General features: G+C 73.6%; 16 protein-coding genes. 8 read left to right on the forward strand and 8 right to left on the reverse strand.

The window, feature by feature from the left end:
• From PIR53_02235 to PIR53_02255, 5 genes are all read right to left on the reverse strand, one after another.
• Positions 1 to 1263 (reverse strand): hypothetical protein, encoded by a 1263-nt coding sequence (locus PIR53_02235; protein ID WZH52824.1) that lies wholly within the window; start codon positions 1261 to 1263, stop codon positions 1 to 3.
• Between the two features lie 36 nt (positions 1264 to 1299).
• A complete protein-coding gene (locus tag PIR53_02240) occupies positions 1300 to 3018 on the reverse strand; it encodes a cytochrome bc complex cytochrome b subunit (protein ID WZH52825.1) in 1719 nt (572 codons plus the stop codon).
• A 2-nt stretch (positions 3019 to 3020) separates the two neighbouring features.
• Positions 3021 to 4133 carry a Rieske 2Fe-2S domain-containing protein gene (locus tag PIR53_02245; GenBank protein WZH52826.1) on the reverse strand — a complete coding sequence of 371 codons (1113 nt, stop codon included), beginning with the start codon at positions 4131 to 4133 and terminating at the stop codon, positions 3021 to 3023.
• Positions 4130 to 5011: a cytochrome c gene (locus tag PIR53_02250; protein ID WZH52827.1), complete on the reverse strand. Its 882-nt coding sequence runs from the start codon at positions 5009 to 5011 to the stop codon at positions 4130 to 4132. Before PIR53_02250 ends, PIR53_02245 begins: the two co-directional genes overlap by 4 nt.
• A 74-nt stretch (positions 5012 to 5085) precedes the next feature.
• Positions 5086 to 5673 (reverse strand): heme-copper oxidase subunit III, encoded by a 588-nt coding sequence (locus tag PIR53_02255; protein ID WZH54388.1) that lies wholly within the window; start codon positions 5671 to 5673, stop codon positions 5086 to 5088.
• Between the two features lie 211 nt (positions 5674 to 5884).
• Between PIR53_02255 and PIR53_02260 the strand changes: the two genes are divergently transcribed.
• Entirely contained in the window at positions 5885 to 6331 is a 447-nt protein-coding gene (locus tag PIR53_02260; GenBank protein ID WZH52828.1) for a hypothetical protein, read from the forward strand.
• A complete protein-coding gene (gene trpD / locus PIR53_02265; protein ID WZH52829.1) occupies positions 6328 to 7407 on the forward strand; it encodes an anthranilate phosphoribosyltransferase in 1080 nt (359 codons plus the stop codon). The genes PIR53_02260 and trpD overlap by 4 nt, the downstream gene beginning before the upstream one ends.
• A gap of 50 nt (positions 7408 to 7457) precedes the next feature.
• Here trpD and PIR53_02270 read toward each other — a convergent pair whose 3' ends face one another.
• From PIR53_02270 to PIR53_02280, 3 genes are all read right to left on the reverse strand, one after another.
• The gene (locus PIR53_02270) at positions 7458 to 8030 is read right to left on the reverse strand and encodes a hypothetical protein (GenBank protein WZH52830.1); all 573 of its coding nucleotides are present in this window, start codon (positions 8028 to 8030) and stop codon (positions 7458 to 7460) included.
• Positions 8031 to 8125: 95 nt separating this feature from the next.
• Positions 8126 to 8404, reverse strand: a complete 279-nt coding sequence (locus PIR53_02275; protein ID WZH52831.1) for an Lrp/AsnC ligand binding domain-containing protein — start codon at positions 8402 to 8404, stop codon at positions 8126 to 8128.
• A gap of 223 nt (positions 8405 to 8627) precedes the next feature.
• The gene (locus tag PIR53_02280) at positions 8628 to 10481 is read right to left on the reverse strand and encodes a DEDD exonuclease domain-containing protein (protein WZH52832.1); all 1854 of its coding nucleotides are present in this window, start codon (positions 10479 to 10481) and stop codon (positions 8628 to 8630) included.
• A 62-nt stretch (positions 10482 to 10543) separates the two neighbouring features.
• On the opposite strand from PIR53_02280, the gene PIR53_02285 reads away from it, so the two are divergent.
• From PIR53_02285 to PIR53_02310, 6 genes are all read left to right on the forward strand, one after another.
• Complete coding sequence (locus PIR53_02285) at positions 10544 to 11905, forward strand: NYN domain-containing protein (GenBank protein WZH52833.1); 1362 nt, start codon at positions 10544 to 10546, stop codon at positions 11903 to 11905.
• A 142-nt stretch (positions 11906 to 12047) separates the two neighbouring features.
• Positions 12048 to 13031, forward strand: a complete 984-nt coding sequence (locus PIR53_02290) for a glycosyltransferase family 2 protein (GenBank protein ID WZH52834.1) — start codon at positions 12048 to 12050, stop codon at positions 13029 to 13031.
• Positions 13028 to 15187: a hypothetical protein gene (locus PIR53_02295; GenBank protein WZH52835.1), complete on the forward strand. Its 2160-nt coding sequence runs from the start codon at positions 13028 to 13030 to the stop codon at positions 15185 to 15187. Before PIR53_02290 ends, PIR53_02295 begins: the two co-directional genes overlap by 4 nt.
• Before the next feature lies 1 nt (position 15188).
• Complete coding sequence (locus PIR53_02300) at positions 15189 to 15911, forward strand: class I SAM-dependent methyltransferase (GenBank protein WZH52836.1); 723 nt, start codon at positions 15189 to 15191, stop codon at positions 15909 to 15911.
• A gap of 26 nt (positions 15912 to 15937) precedes the next feature.
• On the forward strand, positions 15938 to 16891 hold the full coding sequence (locus PIR53_02305; protein WZH52837.1) for a lysylphosphatidylglycerol synthase domain-containing protein: 954 nt from the start codon (positions 15938 to 15940) through the stop codon (positions 16889 to 16891).
• Positions 16872 to 17075 (forward strand): hypothetical protein, encoded by a 204-nt coding sequence (locus tag PIR53_02310; protein ID WZH52838.1) that lies wholly within the window; start codon positions 16872 to 16874, stop codon positions 17073 to 17075. The genes PIR53_02305 and PIR53_02310 overlap by 20 nt, the downstream gene beginning before the upstream one ends.
• Positions 17076 to 17089 lie beyond the last annotated feature (14 nt).

Here is a 17089-nt window from a genome sequence, read left to right on the forward strand (position 1 = left end):
TCACGGGTAGGCGGTGCGACGCATCGTGAGCAGGAACGACGACTCCAGCCACGCGTGCTGGAGCAGCAGGCCGACGACGAGCACCGCGCCGAGCACGGCCGCCTGCCCGGCGCGGTGCCACCGGCGGCCCAGTGTCGGGAACGGCCACCAGACGACAAGCAGCAGGAGCGCGTAGCGCGTGATGCTGGGGGTGGGCCGCGCCGTCACGAGCAGGAACGCCCCGTAGGAGACGGCCCACGCGCGCAGCTCGGGCGTCCACACCCGCGCCGCCGGCTGCAGCACGATGGCGAGCACGAGCAGCACGACGACGGCGACGTCGGCGGCGAGCGTCGCCCCCGTGACGCCGAGGAGCTGGCCCAGCCAGGTCTGCCAGCTGCGCTCCTCGGTCAGCACCCAGGCGCCCTGGGTGAGCAGGTAGGCGTTCGGCTCCCCGGTGACCACGGCCGCGACGAGGGGCCAGAGCCCGAACGACAGACCCGTCAGGACCACGTGGCCGATGAGGCGGAGGAGGTCGCGGTGGGGGAGGGGGCCCTCCGCGCGCCACCGCCACCAGCCGTGGACGAGCAGGACCGGCACGAGGGCGAGCACCACCGGCCGTGTGAGGGCGAGCAGCACCACCCAGGCGGCCACCGCGCCGTACCGACGTCGGGACAGGGCGTCGAGCATGAGGACGATGAGCAGCAGGCTGAGACCCTCCGTGTACGACGTCTGGAGGATCGCGCCCGCCGGGGCGGCGCTGATGGCCGTCGTGGTCACCAGAGCCACGTAGCGGCCCCCGTGGCGGGCCAGGAGGCGGTAGAGCAGCACCAGGGCCAGCGTGGACGCCACGAGGCTCACGGTGGAGGCGGCGACGCCGAAGGAGGCGCCCGTGAGGGTCATGAGGAGCCGCGCGAGGGCGGGCAGCGCGGGGAAGAACGCCCACGGGTTCTGCTGGACCTCGCCGTCGTACCGGGGCAGCTCGGTGGGGTAGCCCTGCTCGGCGATGGTGCGGTACCACTGCCCGTCCCAGTTGGTGACGAGGTCGAAGTACCCGGGATCGGCGGGGACGGGCTCCACGAGGTAGAAGCCCTGGCCCACCTCCAGGGCGACCTGGTCGGCCCCGATCCGCACGAGCATCCAGGCGTCGACCAGCCGGGTCAGCAGCACCAGCGTCAGCGGGGGCAGCCACCACGGGAGGGCGTCGAGCAGCGTCGTCGGCGAACGCCGACGGGCGCCCGGATCCTCGTCGGATCCGGGCGCCCGTGCGGAGGTGGACGTCACCATGGGGTGGAGGTCAGCCGGCCCGGAGGCCGGCCGCCCTCAGTGTCCCTTGACCAGCGCGTCGCGGTCGTCGTCGTGCGAGCCGGCCTCGAGCTCGTGGCCGTCGTGCCCGTCGTGGTGGTGGTGCGCCGCCTCGAGCTCCGCAGCCGTGGGGGGCTGCAGGTTGTCGGCGAACCAGAACCGGTTGAGGGCCAGGCGCAGCCGCTCCTTGCGGTTGTGCGGACGCTCCACGCCGTTCTTGTCGACCGCGGGGTCGAGCTCGAGCAGCTGGTCGCGCTCGCGCTCGACGATCAGCGCCTGCTTGGCGTCGGGCAGCGGCAGGTGCCGCTCCGAGTAGGCGCCGTCCGGCGACCGCTCGATGATGCCCGTCTCGTAGCCGTGCAGCGCCTGCTCCTTGGCGTGACGCTGGAGCGAGATGCACCAGCGCTTCGTGATCCAGAAGGCCAGGATCGGCCCGAGGAAGATCGCGCCACGCAGGAAGTAGGTGATCTGGTTGATCGAGAGGTCCAACCTGATCGCGATGATGTCGTTGCCGCCCGCGAAGAGCGCGAGGACGTAGAACGTCACGAGCGCCGCCATGAGGCCGGTGCGCGCAGGGGTGTCGCGCGGACGCTGGAGCAGGTGGTGCTCCCGCTTGTCACCCGTGATCCAGTTGTCGATGAAGGGGTAGAGGATCAGGAAGATGATGATCAGCGTCGGCACCATGATGACGGTGAGGAACACCGGCAGCGCGAGGGTGACGCCCCAGAAGCTGACCTCGGTCCAGCCCGGGATGATGCGGAGGAGTCCGTCGGGCCAGCCCATGTACCAGTCGGGCTGGGATCCTGCGGTCACCTTCGTCGGGTCGTAGGGCCCGTACATCCAGATCGGGTTGATGGTCATCAGGCCGCCCATCAGCGCGGTGGCACCGAAGACGATGAAGAAGAAGCCACCCGCCTTCGCGGCGTACACCGGCAGCATCGGGAAGCCGACGACGTTCTGCTCCGTGCGGCCGGGGCCGGGCCACTGCGTGTGCTTGTGGTAGACGAGCAGCAGCATGTGGGCGGCGATCAGACCGAGGATCAGGCCGGGGATCAGCAGCACGTGGATGATGTAGAGCCGCGGGATGATCGAGTGACCCGGGAACTCGTCACCGAAGAGCAGGAACGAGCCGTAGGTGCCGACCACGGGGATCGACTTCACGAAGCCGTCGGCCGCGCGGACGCCCGTGCCGGAGAGCAGGTCGTCGGGGAGCGAGTAGCCGGTGAAGCCCTCGAGCGTGCCGAGCGTCAGCAGCAGGACGCCGATGACCCAGTTGATCTCGCGGGGCTTGCGGTAGGCGCCCGTCAGGAAGACGCGCATCATGTGGATGAGCATCGACCCGATGAACAGGTGCGCCGCCCAGTGGTGCATCTGGCGGAGCAGCAGGCCACCGCGCACGTCGAACGAGATGTGCAGCGAGGAGTTGAAGGCCTCGGAGATGTACGAGCCGCGCAGCGGGGCGTAGGAGCCCTGGTACTCGATCTCGGTCATGCTCGGGTTGAACCAGAACGTCAGGAAGATGCCCGTGACGAGGAGGACCACGAAGCTCCACAGGGCGATCTCGCCCAGCATGAAGGACCAGTGGTCGGGGAAGACCTTGCGGAGGTTCTTCTTGGCCAGGCCGGCCAGGCCGAGACGCTCGTCGGCCCAGTTGGCGGCTGCACCCACCTTCGACGGCTTGCCGCTGCGTGCAGCGGTGCCGCCGTTGGTGTCGGCAACCTTGGACGTCGTGCTCATGGTCAGCCACGCTCCCAGTAGCTCGGACCGACGGGCTCGTCGAAGTCGCCCATCGCGTAGAGGAAACCCTCGTCGTCAGCAGCGAGGTGCATCTGCGGGAGGGCGTGCCCGGCCGGTCCGAAGACGACCTTGCCGGAGTCGGCGAGGTCGAACGTGGACTGGTGGCAGGGGCACAGCAGGTGGTGGGTCTGCTGCTCGTTCAGTGCGATGGGGCAACCGACGTGCGTGCAGATCTTGGAGTAGCAGACGATGCCGTCGACGTCCCAGTTCTCACGGTCCGGGTTGCGGACGATGTCGCCGGGCGACATGCGGAGGACGATGACGGCGGACTTGACCTTCTCGATGAGCAGCTGCTCGTGGTCGAGCGCGGGGCGCAGCTCCTGGCCGTCCGGACCGATCGGCGCCGGGAGGTGACCCTCCGAGTTGGGGACGAGGCCCTCGGGCTCGCCGTTGAGCAGGTCGCCGATCTCGAGGTCGGCACGGTTGATCCGCGTGCCGAGCACATCGCGGACGATGTACATGCCCTCCATCCAGAAGGTCTTCTCGAGCCGGCTGGCGCTCATGTTGCGGGGGCCCAGGTCACGCAGGGCCACGATGAGCGGGACGCCCGCGAAGGCGAGCGCGCCGAGCAGCGTGTTGCGGATGAGCGGACGACGGCCGATGCCGGACTCCTCGAGGCCCGCGGTGAGCGCCTTGAGGGTCGTCTCCCGGTCCTCCTCGCTCGAGGCGGCCGGGTGGCGGAGCTCGGCGATCTCGACGTCGCTCATGAGCTTGCGGGCCCACTGGATGACGCCGACGCCGATGGCCAGCATGCCCAGGCCGAGCGTGAGGCCCAGGAACAGGTTCGACGCGCCGAAGCCGAGGAACGTGTCGATCTCGCGACCGATCTCGAAGCTGAAGTAGGCGACGACGAAGAGGACGGCGCAGATCATCGAGAAGACGAAGAGCGTGGCCACCTGGCGCTCGGCGCGCTTCTCGGCCTTGGGGTCGACGTCCGTCGGACGCCAGACGTGGGCCGGCAGACCGGGTGCGACGCCCTGGTCCTCCAGGGGCTCCGGGACCCGCGAGTGTCCCGCTCCGTCGCCGGTGGCGGGGAGGTTGCTCTGGTCGCTCACGCCGTCTCCTTGCCCTTCTTGGTGCGGGTCGTGTGCGCCGCGATCCACACGGCGAATCCGACGAGGCCGCCGATGCCGACGACAAAGACGTAGAGGCCCTCGCCCACGGGGCCGAGGCCACCGAGGCTGAAGCCGCCCTGCTGGGGCTGCTCCTGCAGCGTCTCCAGGAAGGCGATGACCTCACGCTTGTTCTCCGGCGGGATGTTGCCGTCCGAGAACACGTCCATCTGCGACGGGCCGGTCAGCATGGCCTCGTAGATGTGCTTGTCGCTCACACCGCGCAGCGTGGGCGCGTAACCGCCGCGCGGCATGGCGCCGCCACGGCCGTTGAAGTTGTGGCAGGCGGTGCAGTTGGTGAGGAAGATCTGCTGGCCGCGGTTGATCGCCGCGTCGCGCTCGTCCTCGGGGAGGTCGTAGATGTAGCTCGTGTCGTAGTCCGACTCCGCCGGCACGTCCGGGCCCGGGGCCAGCGACTGGACGAACGCGGCGAGCGCCGCGATCTCGTCGTCGTTGTAGGCGACGTTCTTGCGCGGGTTCTGCTGGCCCGGCTGCACCATCGGCATGCGGCCGGTGCCGACCTGGAAGTCCACGGCCGCGCCGCCGACGCCCTGCAGCGAGGGGCCGAGCTGGTTGCCGTTGACGTCGAGGACGCCCTCGCCGTTCTGGCCGTGGCACGTCGAGCAGCCGACGAGGAAGAGCTCGCGGCCCTGCTCGACGAGCTCGGCGTTGTCTTGCGACTGCTCCGCCTGGCCGGCGGGGGCGAGGGCGGCGTAGGCACCGCCCGTCACGAGCAGGGCGACCAGGAGGACCGCGAGGCCGGCGAAGCGGCCGCGACGGTGGCGGGAGAGCCGGCCCGCAGATCGGTTGAGGAAACGCAACGTGATGTCCCTTGTTCAGGTCCGGACGAAACTGCTCGTGCGGTAGGTCGGGGGCAAGAGGGGCGACCCGGGGGTCACATGATCAGGTAGATGGTCGCGAACAGACCGATCCACACGACGTCCACGAAGTGCCAGTAGTAGGACACGACGATCGCGGACACGGCCTGCTCGTGCGTGAACCGCTTCGCGATGTAGGTGCGTCCCAGGACGAGCAGGAACGCGATCAGACCGCCGGTCACGTGGAGGCCGTGGAAGCCGGTCGTCAGGTAGAACATCGAGCCGTAGGCCGAGCTCTGCATCGTCAGACCCGCGTGCACGAGCTCCGTGTACTCCAGCGCCTGGCCGGCCATGAAGATGGCGCCCATGACGTAGGTGAGGATGAACCACTCGCGCATGCCCCACAGGCCGACCTGGTGGAGCTTGCCGATGCGGGCCACGCGGGGGCCACCCTTCGCGGCCGGCCGCTCGATGGCGAACACGCCCATCTGGCAGGTGACCGAGGAGAGCACCAGGATCGTCGTGTTCGCGAGCGCGAAGGGGACGTTGAGGTGCTGCGTGTCGGTGGCCCAGAGGTCCACCTCCGCGGCACGGATCGTGAAGTAGGCCGCGAACAGCGCCGCGAAGAACATCAGCTCGCTCGAGAGCCAGATGATCGTGCCCACGCTGACCATGTCGGGGCGGCCGTGCTGCCCGCGCAGGCGGGAGGCCGGGATCGCTGCAGTTGCTGTCGCCACGAGCGCCATTATGGCCCGAGGACGGGTGGGTTGTGACCACTGGGCCCCCACAAAGTCCGACACAGCGTCGTAGACCGCGTAGCGGCGCGGAATTTACGTTGAAATCAGGCTCCCCACAGGGACGGGTAGCATCGCGCGGGTGAGCGCGATCCCTGAGCACCGGCCCGCTGCCGCGACGACCGCCGAGGAGCCGCTGACGATCCTCGTCTACAGCGACGACGTCCGCACCCGGGAACAGGTCGTGCTGGCTCTCGGCCGTCGCCCCCACCCGGACCTGCCGGAGGTGCGGTACGTCGAGGTGGCGACCGAACCGGTCGTCCGCGAGCAGATGGCCGGCGGCCACGTGGACCTCGCGGTCCTCGACGGCGAGGCCGTTCCCGCCGGCGGCATGGGGATCGCCAAGCAGTTGAAGGACGAGGTCTACGACTGCCCGCCGGTGGTCGTCCTCACGGGCCGCCCGCAGGACGCGTGGCTCGCCACCTGGTCCCGCGCCGAGGCCGCCGTGCCGCACCCGCTCGACCCCGTGCTGCTCGCCGAGACGGTCGTCTCGCTGCTGCGTGCGGAGACCGCGGTGACGGCGCGGTGAGCGCGCCCGGTTCGTCGGTGTCGGCGGGCTCGTCGGCGTCGTCGTGGCCCGAGGTGCTGTCGGCGCTCGTCGCGCGTCGTGACCTCTCGCCCGCCCAGGCGGGCTGGGCGATGAGCGAGGTCCTCGCCGGTGAGGCCACGCCGGCGCAGGTGGCCGGTTTCGCCGTCGCCCTGCGCGCGAAGGGGGAGTCGATCGACGAGGTCTCGGGCCTCGCGGACGCCATGATCGCGGCCGGTACGCCGCTGACCGTCCCCGGACGTCTCCTCGACGTCGTCGGCACCGGCGGCGACCGGTCGATGTCGGTCAACATCTCCTCGATGTCCGCGATCGTCGCTGCGGGCGCCGGCGCGCGGGTGGTCAAGCACGGCAACCGATCCGCGTCGTCGAAGTCGGGCAGCGCCGACGTGCTGGAGGCGCTCGGGGTGCGGCTGGACCTGCCGGCCGCTCGCGTCGGCGAGCTGGCCGAGGAGGTCGGCATCACCTTCTGCTTCGCGGCGGCGTTCCACCCCGCGATGCGGCACGCCGCCGTCGCCCGGCGCGAGCTCGGCATCGGCACGACCTTCAACTTCCTCGGCCCCCTCACGAACCCGGCCCGGCCGGGTGCGCAGGCGATCGGGTGCGCCGACCCCGCGATGGCCCCTGTCATGGCGGGCGTGTTCGCGCGGCGCGGCGTCGACGCGTGGGTCTTCCGCGGCGACGACGGTCTCGACGAGCTGACGACGACCACGACATCCTCGGTGTGGATCGTCCGCGGGGGAGAGGTCACCGAGGAGCGCATCGAGCCCGGGGACCTCGGGATCGCGCGCGCCACGACGGAGGACCTGCGCGGCGGGGACGTCTCCTACAACGCCGCGGTCGTCCGCCGCCTGCTCGCCGGCGACCGGGGGCCCGTGCGCGACGCGGTGCTCCTCAACGCCGGTGCCGCCCTCGCCGTCCACGGCCTCGACGACCCGGCGGCGGCCGCCCTGCCGGTCGCGGAGCAGCTGTCCCGCGGCGTACGGCGGGCGGCGGACGCCATCGACTCCGGTGCCGCGGAGGCCACACTGGCCAAGTGGGTGGAGGCCTCGGCCGCCTGACGGTCGGCACGGGCGGCTCCGGCAGGTGCCGGCGGGTCCGGTGGGCCCGGTCAGGCAGCGGGCTCGGCGGCCGGCGGCGGCACGACCGGAGCGGGCAGCGTCGCGGGGAGGTCGAGCGCGTACGACTCGCCGAGGCGGCGGAAGCCGAGCCGCGCGTAGTAGGGGTCCTTCATGTTCGCCGGGGTGATCACCCGGCGGATGCCGCGGTTGCGGAGGATGTCGCTGCGGAGCCAGACGTACTCGCCCGCGGCGCAGTCGCGGAACCCGGGCGTGACCCAGTCCAGCTCGACGTGCGCCACGTCGCCGGCGGTCCGCAGGACGACCACGCCGACGGTCTGGTCGCCCTCCTGCACCAGGTAGGCCTGCAGGTCGGTGCGGGTGGGGTACCACGCGAAGTCGGGCTGGTGCTCGTGGATGTCGACGTCGTGGGTGCGGAGCACGTGGTTGAGGTAGGCGTCGTCCGAGCCGACGGCCAGCACCGTGAAGCTGCGGACCCGCGCCGGTGCCGACGGTGCTGTCGCGGACGCCGAGCGCTTGGCACGGGTGGTCCACAGCACGATGACCGCCGACGCGACTGCCAGCAGCCCCACGAGGGGCGGCCAGTGGTCGATGATCAGGGTCACAGTCGCGATCGTACGAAGGCCCCGATCGGCCACCGGGCCCCTTAACCGAAGCGTGACGTGAGGTGCATCACTTCGGGTGAGGGGCTTGCCCGCCGTCAGTCGAGACCGAGCGAGAACGCCGACTCGAGGTCGTGGCGCGAGTAGGCCCGGAAGGCGATGTGCGTCTCGGTCGCCAGGACGCCCTCGACCTTGTTGAGCCGGTCGGCGACGACGGAGGCGATGTCGTCGTGCTGGCGCACCCTGACGAGGGCGATGAGGTCGATCTGGCCCGTGACCGAGTAGACCTCGCTGACCCCCTCGAGCGCGGCGATCGACTCGGCGACCTCCGGGATGCGGTCGACCTCGGCATTGACGAACACGATGGCGGTGATCACGGTCGAGAGCCTAGGGCGTGACGTCACCGGTGGCGACGCTCGCCGGAGGCGCGGCCGCTGCGGACGTCATGCGTCGCGGTCGCCCCGGGCACCGGAGCGCATGACGTCCGGGGTGGGCCGGAGCCGCCCGCCGCCGCGGGCGTTGGGAACTGGGATGTTGGTACGTCGCCGGTCCGCCCCGGGCCGTACCAAGCGCACACTTCCAGTGGCCCGGCCGAGGCGCTCAGCGCACCGGGCGGTGGTGGGTGCCGAGGGGGCGCCGGTCGTCGAACGGGGCCGCCGCGGCGCGGGCCTGGTGCTGCGCCTCGCCGATCCAGAGGTGGCGCGCGGCGCCCGCCACGGGGCAGGTCCAGGCGCCGTCGACGTCGACGAGCCGCACCCCGGGCTGCTCGAGCCACGTCAGGACGGCCTCGGTCTCCTCCGCGCTGGCCGCCGGGACCGGACCCGGGGCCGGGCGCACGGTCTCGGCGCCGGCCCGGAGGGTCGCGACGTAGGCCTGCGCGTCGTGGCCCGGCGGGATCACGCCCGCCGCCGCCAGCCGTCCGTGCCGCACGACGTGGACGGCCCAGCGACCGTCCTCGCCGCGGTGCACGGCCACGAGCTCGGGCAGCCGGGTGAGCGCCACCAGGCGCTGGGTGCGGGCCGCCGCGCGGACCAGCGCCACGAGGCGGTCGCGGTGGAGGCCGGCCTCCTCGAAGCGCTCCTGCTCCGCGAACGTCGTCATCCGGGCACCCAGCCGCTCGACCACCTCGGTGGGGTCGGCGACGAGGGCGGCGCGGGTGGCGCCGACCACCGCGTCGTACTCCTCCGGGGACACGCTCCCGTCGCACGGCGACAGGCAGCGCCCCATCTCCGCGAGGGCGCACGCCGTGCCGTTCGGGACCCGGGCCATCCGTCCGGAGCACTGGCGCAGCGGGTAGGTCTCGTGGAGCGCGACCACGGTGGCCTCGGCGCCGCGTCGGGAGCCGAACGGACCGAGGTAGGTCGCCCCGTCGTCGAGCACCCGCGTCACCAGGGAGAGGCGCGGCCAGGGCTCGTCGGTGAGCTTCACGAAGTGGGTCTTCTCGGGGAACCTCGAGCGGCGGTTGTAGCGCGGCTTGTGCTCCGCGATGAGGCGCAGCTCCCGCACCCGCGCCTCCAACGGCGTCGCGCACTCGATCGTGCGCACCCGCTCGGCGATCTGGATCATCTCGCCCATCCGCGAGCGGGTCTCGGAGGCCGTGAAGTAGGACCGCACCCGGGTGCGCAGGTCCTTGGAGGTGCCCACATAGAGCACCCGGTCCGCGGCGTCGACGAACAGGTAGACCCCCGGGGCGTGGGGGAGGCCCTCCGCCAGGTGGCGCTTGCGGCGCTGCGCCGTGGTCACCTTCGAGCTGAAGGCCTGCAGCTCCTCCAGGGTGTGGACGCCCAGCCCGCCGAGGCGACCGATGAGGCCGTGCAGCACGTCGACCGTCGCCCGCGCGTCGTGCAACGCCCGGTGGTCGGGGGTCGTCGTGGCGCCGAACAGCTGCGCGAGCGAGCCGAGCTTGCAGTTCGGCGTCTCGTCCCGCGTCACGACGCGACGGGCGAGGCGGGCGGTGTCGAGCACCTCGAACGCGGGCCACGGCCGCTGCTGCTCGCGCGCGAAGTGCTGGAGGAACCCCACGTCGAAGGGCGCGTTGTGGGCGACGAGCACGCAGCCCTGGGCGAACTCGAGGAACGAGGGCAGCACCGTGTCGATCGTCGGGGCGTCGACGACCATCGCGGTCGTGATGCCGGTCAGCACGGTGATGAAGGCCGGGATCTCCTCGTGGGGGTTCACCAGGGTCTGGAACTCGCCGAGGATCTCGCCGCCGCGCACCTTGACCGCCCCGACCTCGGTGATCTTCGAGCCTGCGGCCGGGGAGCCGCCGGTCGTCTCGAGGTCGACGACGCAGAAGGTGACGTCACGCAGCAGGCGCCCCAGCTCGTCGAACCCGCGCTGCTCCTCCCAGCGGGAGGACTCGCCCCGCGGTCGCCCCGTGGGGCGCGGACCGGGCTGCGGCCCCGGCCCCGGAGCGGGGCGCGGTGTGGCGGGGCGGGTGTGCTGGTGCCTCATGGCGCGGGACGCTAGGGAACGGCACCGACAGTCCTGCTCCCACGGCCTAGGCTGGTCGGACTGTGACCACCACGAGCACCGACGCCGCCGCGCTGCCCGAGCCCCTGCGGGCCCGGGTGGTGCAGCTGAGCGCCCAGGTGCTGCCCGACGTCGGGGTGCTCCCGCCCCCGCTGCGCAAGGTCGCGACGTTCGCCCCCCAGCGCCGCGCCCGGCTCGGGGGCGGGCAGGTCGCCGCCGCGCTCGGTGACGACGACCTGCGTAGCCGGATCGCCACGCAGGTCGTCGCCCGCACCGACCTGCGCGCGCTCGCGGCGGAGCTGCTCGACGCTGCTCCCGGGGACGACGAGGGCGGCGAGGGGGCCGGCGAGGTCCGCGACCTGCCGCTCCACGATCCCGTCGACGTCGCCGCGCTGCTGTGGCTGGTGCGCCCCGCGGGGTGGGAGACGGCGTACGCCGCGGCCCTGGCCCGCCTCGACGAGGTGCGCGACGCGGCGGTCGCCGCGGAGGACGCCGAGGCCCGGCGCACGTTGGAGCGGCGGCTCGCGGCGGTCGAGGACGAGCTCGCCCGGCAGCGGAGCGAGGCGCGGGAGCAGCACGACGCCCTGCGCGCCGAGAACACCGCGCTGCGACGCAAGCTGGGGGAGGCGCGCGCAGCCGGACGCGGTGCCGACGAGGCGCGCGAGCGGGCGCTCGAGGAGCAGCGCCGGGCGCAGGAGAGGGCGACCGCCGCCGCGACCGCGGCCGAGGGCGAGGCGCGCCGGCTCCGCCGCCAGGTCGAGGAGCTCCAGGCCCAGGTGGCCCAGCAGCGCGGCGGGGCGCGCGCCGAGCGCGAGGACGCGACGATGCGCACCCGCCTGCTCCTCGAGACGCTCGTCGCCTCGGCCCAGGGCCTGCAGCGCGAGCTCGGCCTGCCCGCCGCCCTGGACACCGCGACGCCGGGGGAGCGCCACGAGTCGTCGCTCGTGGCGACCGGGGCCCGCACGACCTCCGCCGCCGGCGCGCTCGGGTCGGGGAGCCCGGCGCTGCTGGAGCAGCTGATCGGCATGCCGCGGGCGCGGCTCATCGTCGACGGCTACAACGTCACGAAGCAGACGTGGGGCGGCTCCTCGCTCGAGGTGCAGCGGATGCGCCTCGTCAACGGGATCGCGCCCGTCGTCGCCCGCTCGGGCGCCGAGACCACCGTCGTCTTCGACGCCGCCTCCTCGCCGACCCGCCCCGTCATCACCGCCCCGCGGGGGGTGCGGGTCGCGTTCAGCCCCGAGCACGTCATCGCCGACGACGTCATCCGCGACCTCGTCAACCTGGAGCCCACGGGCCGCGTGGTCGTGGTCGTGACGAGCGACCAGGCGCTCGCCCGCGACGTACGGCGGGCGGGTGCCACCGTGATGGACGCCGTGGCGCTGGCGGGACTCCTCACCCGCTAGCAGGCCACCCGGCACCCAGGAGTCGGCCCGGGTTGGGCTGGCGTTCTCCTCGACCGGCGACAACGGCTCGAGCGGCCGTCACGTGTGTCCCGGTCGCGGCCGAGCGTCGTCGTGCGTCACCGAGCGCCACCGAGGAGTCCCCGTGCTGCCCTGGGTCGTCATCCCCGCCCTCAACGAGGCGGACAACCTCCGCGTGCTCGTGCCGCGCGTCGTGGAGCACGCGCTCGCGCTCCACCCCGACGCCCGGGTGCTGCTCGTCAACGACGGCTCGACGGACGACACCGCCGCGGTGATGCGGACGCTGGCCGCGACGCACCCCTGCGTCGAGCTCGAGATGCTCCGGCACAACCGGGGCAAGGCCGCCGCCCTACGGATCGGCTTCGAGCGCGCGCTCGAGGGCGGCGCCGACGTCGTGGTGATGATGGACGCCGACGGGCAGGACGACCCCGCGGAGCTGCCGGCCCTCGCGGCCGCCCTCGCCGGGGGCGCCGACCTGGTGACCGGGGCGCGCCTCACCCGCCGCGACCGGTTCGTGAAGCGCACGACGTCGCGGCTCTACAACCGCACGACGGCCCTGCTGTCCGGGGCGCCGGGCAACGACTTCAACTCCGGCTTCAAGATGATGCGCGCCGAGGTGGCGGCGGACGTCGCGCCGATGCTCTACGGCGAGATGCACCGCTACCTCACCGTCATCGCCCACGACCTGGGCCACCGCGTGGCGGAGGTGCCGGTCGAGCACCACCCGCGCATGTCGGGGTCGAGCAAGTACGGCCTCGCGCGGTTCTGGCGCGGCTTCGCCGACCTCGTGACGGTGCGGTTCCTGCTGTCCTACGAGAACCGTCCCTCCCACCTCTTCGGCGGCATCGGCTCCGCGTGCTTCGTCCTCGGCGGCCTGGTGCTGGCCTACCTGACGGTGCTCAAGATCGTCACCGGCGCGACCATCGGCGACCGTCCGCTGCTGCTCGCAGGCGTGCTGCTCGTGCTCGTCGGCCTGCAGCTGCTCCTCTTCGGCCTGCTCGCCGAGCTCGTCGTGCACGCACGGCAGCAGGCCCGGCCGGGCCGCGACGTGCGACCGACCTACGACGCCGGCCGCCTGGTGGCCGACGTGCGGCGTACCGACGCGTGAGCGGACCCCACCCGCACCCCCGGGTGCCGCGGCCGTTGCTCGTCGTGGCCGCGGTCGTGCTGCTCACCTCCGTGGCGCTGGCGGTCCACGGCGCCTGGACGACCGGGGTGTCGTGGGACGAGACCTACCACGTGGGGCGGATGCGGAGCTTCCTCGAGCACGGCTGGTACCTGCTCGAGGGCGACCTCGACGGCGACCGGCCGGGCGCGTGGGAGGACCAGGCCTACGTCTACGCGCCGGTGACGGCGCTCCTCATGCACGCCGCGGTCGTCGTCGCCGGCCTCGAGGGCCCGGGAGAGGTCGTGGCCACCGGCGACGCCTACGCGGTGCGCCACCTCGTCGTCGTCGCCGTCGGGCTCGTCGGCACCGCGGCCGTGGCCGTCACCGCCCGCGTGCTGCTGCGGTCGTGGGGCTGGGCCGTCGTCGCTGCGGCGGTGCTGGGGGCGATCCCGATGTGGACCGGCCACACCATGTTCAACGTCAAGGACGTGCCCGTCGCGACCGGCTGCACGCTCGTGACCGCCGGCCTCGTCGTGCTGCTGACCCGCCGACGGGGCGGGCCGGGCGGGCCGGGCCGACCGGGAGGGCCGCGCTCCGCGGCGTACGTCGTGGGGGCGGGCCTCGTCGTGCTCCTCGGCTGGGTGCTGGCGATGGGCACGCGTCCGGGCATCTGGCCCACGCTCGTCGCCAGCCACGTGGTCGCGGCGGTGCTGCTCCACCCCCGGCTGCGCGCCGGCGCCTCGGCCGTGCGTGCCGCCGGGCCGCTCGTCGCGCTCGTGCCCGTCGCGGCGTGGCTGGTGCTGCTGGCGATCTATCCCGCCGTCTTCGCGACGCCGCTGACGACCCTGCGGGAGTCGGCCCTGTCGTCGTCGCGCTTCGACGAGCGGACCGGCCGGTGGTTCTACGTGCCGGCGCTGCTGGTCGGCGAGGTGCCCCTGGTGCTCCTCGTGCTGGTGCTCGTCGGGTCGGTGCTCGCGCTCCGGCGCGTGGTGACCGACGTGCGGGTGCTGTCCGTCGGCACGACGACGACCGCCTGGCTGCTCGTCGGGGTGCAGGCGTGGACGCTGCCGCTCCTGGCGGTGGTGCGGGAGTCGAACCTCTACAACGGGCTGCGGCAGCTGCTCTTCATGGTGCCCGCGATGGCGCTGCTGGCCACGCTGGCGATCGCGGCGGCCGTGGGGGCCGCGGCGCGGTGGCGCGAGCGGTCGCTCCGGGTCGCGCCCGCCCTCCTGCTCGGCGCCGTCGCGCTCGGCCTCCTCGCGCCGACGCTCGACCAGGTGCGGCTGCACCCCTACGGCTACACGTTCGCGACCCTGCCGTCCTACGCCGTCGCGGAGGCCGCGGACACCGACTACTGGCGCACGAGCGCGCGCGAGCTGGCGCCCTCGGTGCCGGCGGGCTGGGTCACCTGCTCCCCGGCGCTCGACGACGAGCGGCGCTCGCTGCGCCGCTCCCTCGACGGCGACGAGGACTGCGCGCGCGACCTCATCGGGCCGCTGTCGGCCTGGGCCGGTGTGCGGGGGACCGACCCCGCCCCCGACCCCGTCGCGGGCGAGCCGCTCGGGCCGACGGAGTTCTGGGCCGTCACGGCCGGCCCCCGCCGGCCCGGCACCAACTGCGTCGAGGTGGCCCGCGTCGACCGGCCGGGTCCCCTGCCGGGGATCGGCACGCTCCTCGGCCTGCCCGCCCGCGACGTCATGAGCCGGCTGGCCCGCTGCGCGCTGGTGCTCCCCGTCCACGACGGAGGTCCGATGACCTTCGGGCCGGGCGGGGACGCCGGGGACCTGGAGCTCGGCGGGTGGACCGCCCACGCCACGGCCGCGGGCATCCGGCTCACGGGCGAGCGCGGCGAGATCGGGTTCACCCTGACGTCGCCCCGGCCCGGCGGTGCCGAGCTGCGGATCGGGCTCGTCGACCCCGTGGCGCCGGACGCGGTCCGGGTGCGCGTCAACGGCACCGAGGTCGCGGTGCGGGGGAGCGGAGCCGGGGCGGCCGGGACGCGGCTGACCGCCGCGGTGCCCGCGGACGTGCTGGCGGCGTACGGCGGGGGACGGGTCGTCGTCGCCGTCGAGCGTGCGGCGGACGTCGCGCCGCGCCTGCTGACGATGGAGCTCGCCGACGTGGCCGGGCTCCCTGCTGGAGAAGGGGACGGATGAGGTGAAGGGTCTCTACGTGCGGCTCCTGCGGGTGCTGCGGGGCGTGCTGCGGACGACCGGGCTGCTGCGGCTGCTCGACCGGTGGGCGGCGCGCTCGCGCACGGGCCTGTGGGTGCGGTCCTGGCTGTCGATCTACGACCTCGACGAGCTGGTGCGCCACGACGTGCCGTGGTGGACGTTCGACGCCGCCGACCGTGTCGAGGCGTTCCTGCGCGGTCGCCCGGGGGCCCGCGCCCTCGAGTGGGGCTCCGGCGCCTCGACGGTGTGGCTCGCCGCCCGGTGCGCCGAGGTCGTCTCCATCGAGCACGACGTCGACTGGGCCGCGTCCATGCGGCCCGTGCTGCCGGCGAACGCCGAGCTCCGCGTCGTACCGCCCCAGGACGCGCGCACCCGGCTCACCCGGGAGGTCGTGGCGTCGGCCAAGCCGGGGTTCGCGGACCTCGACTTCGCGGACTACGTGGCCGAGGTGGACCGGGTGCCCGGCGCGTTCGACCTCGTGGTCGTCGACGGCCGCGCCCGGGAGGCGTGCCTCGAGCGGGCCGTCGGACGGGTCGCGCCGGGCGGGCTCGTCGTGGTCGACAACGTCGACCGCGCTCGCTACCGCGACGCCATCGCGCGGGTCGAGGGGCGGCTCGGGGGCCGGGCGCGCGTGACGTGGACGCGGGGACGCACGCCCACGCTGCCCTACCCGACCCGCACCGCGCTGCTCGAGCCGAGCCCGTGAGGTCGGTGGGGCCGGTGGGGTCGTCCGTGCGGCCGTGGCTGGTGCGCGCGGCGTTCCTCGCGGTCGTGGTGGGGTGCATGGCCTGGAGCCTCGACGGGCGGTGGGACGAGGTGGCCCGGGCCGTCCGGCGGGTCCATCCCCTCGCCCTGGCCGCGGCGGTCCTCCTCACCGGTGGTGGCCTGCTCGCCACGTCCGTGGTGTGGCGACGGACGCTGGCCGCCTTCGGGCACGCCGTGCCGCGCCGGGAGGCACGCTCGGTGTTCTTCGTGAGCCAGCTCGGCAAGTACGTGCCCGGCGCCGTCTGGGCGATCGGCGTGCAGGCCCGGCTGGCGGCGCGGCACGCCGTCCCGGTGCGCGTGACCGTCACGACGGCCCTCACGTTCACGGGCATCCACCTGCTGACGGCGGGACTGCTCGGCGGTGCGCTGGTGGCGGCGGGCGCGGCGCCGGCGCCCGGTCCGCGGTGGCTGTGGGGGCTCGGCGCGCTCGCCTGCGTCGGCGGGTTCGTGCCGGTGGTGAACCGTCGGCTGCTGCGGCGGGCCGCGGGGACCGACCTGGTGGTGGGGTGGCGCGATTCCCTCGCGGTCGTCGGGCTGATGACGGTGGCCTGGGCCTGCTACGCGGCGGCGCTGCTGCTGCTCGTCGAGGACCGCTCCCCGGCGCTCCTGGGAGCGCTCGCCGGGGCGTTCGCGCTGGGGTACGTCGCGGGTGTGCTCGTCGTCGTCGCCCCGGCCGGCCTCGGGGCGCGGGAGGCCACCTTCGTGGCCGTGCTGGCGCCGGTCACCGGGCTACCCGTCGCCACCGCGATCGCCCTGCTGGCCCGCCTCGTGCACACCGTGGCCGACGTGGTGCTGGCAGCGGTGTCGTGGCGTCCGGAGCGGGCCACCGCGGATGGTCCTGCGACGGCCGGCGGCGCGGCCCGTCCAGAACTGTCGGTGCCTGCTGGCACGGTCCGCTCCCATGACGACGATCGACTGTGACAGCTGTCTCGTGCGGGGGCTGCACTGCCACGACTGCGTGGTGACGGCCCTCCTCGGCCCGCCCCCCGAGCAGGGGTTCGACAACGAGGAGCAGCGGGCGCTCGACGTGCTCGCGGCGGGTGGTCTGGTGCCGCCGCTGCGGCTCGTCCAGCCCGTCCGCGGGCCGGAGGCCGGCACCGCCTGAGCCCCGGGACGGGT

Origin of the sequence: Nocardioides alkalitolerans (genome assembly GCA_038184435.1) — a bacterium.
GTDB lineage: Bacteria > Actinomycetota > Actinomycetes > Propionibacteriales > Nocardioidaceae > Nocardioides > Nocardioides alkalitolerans_A.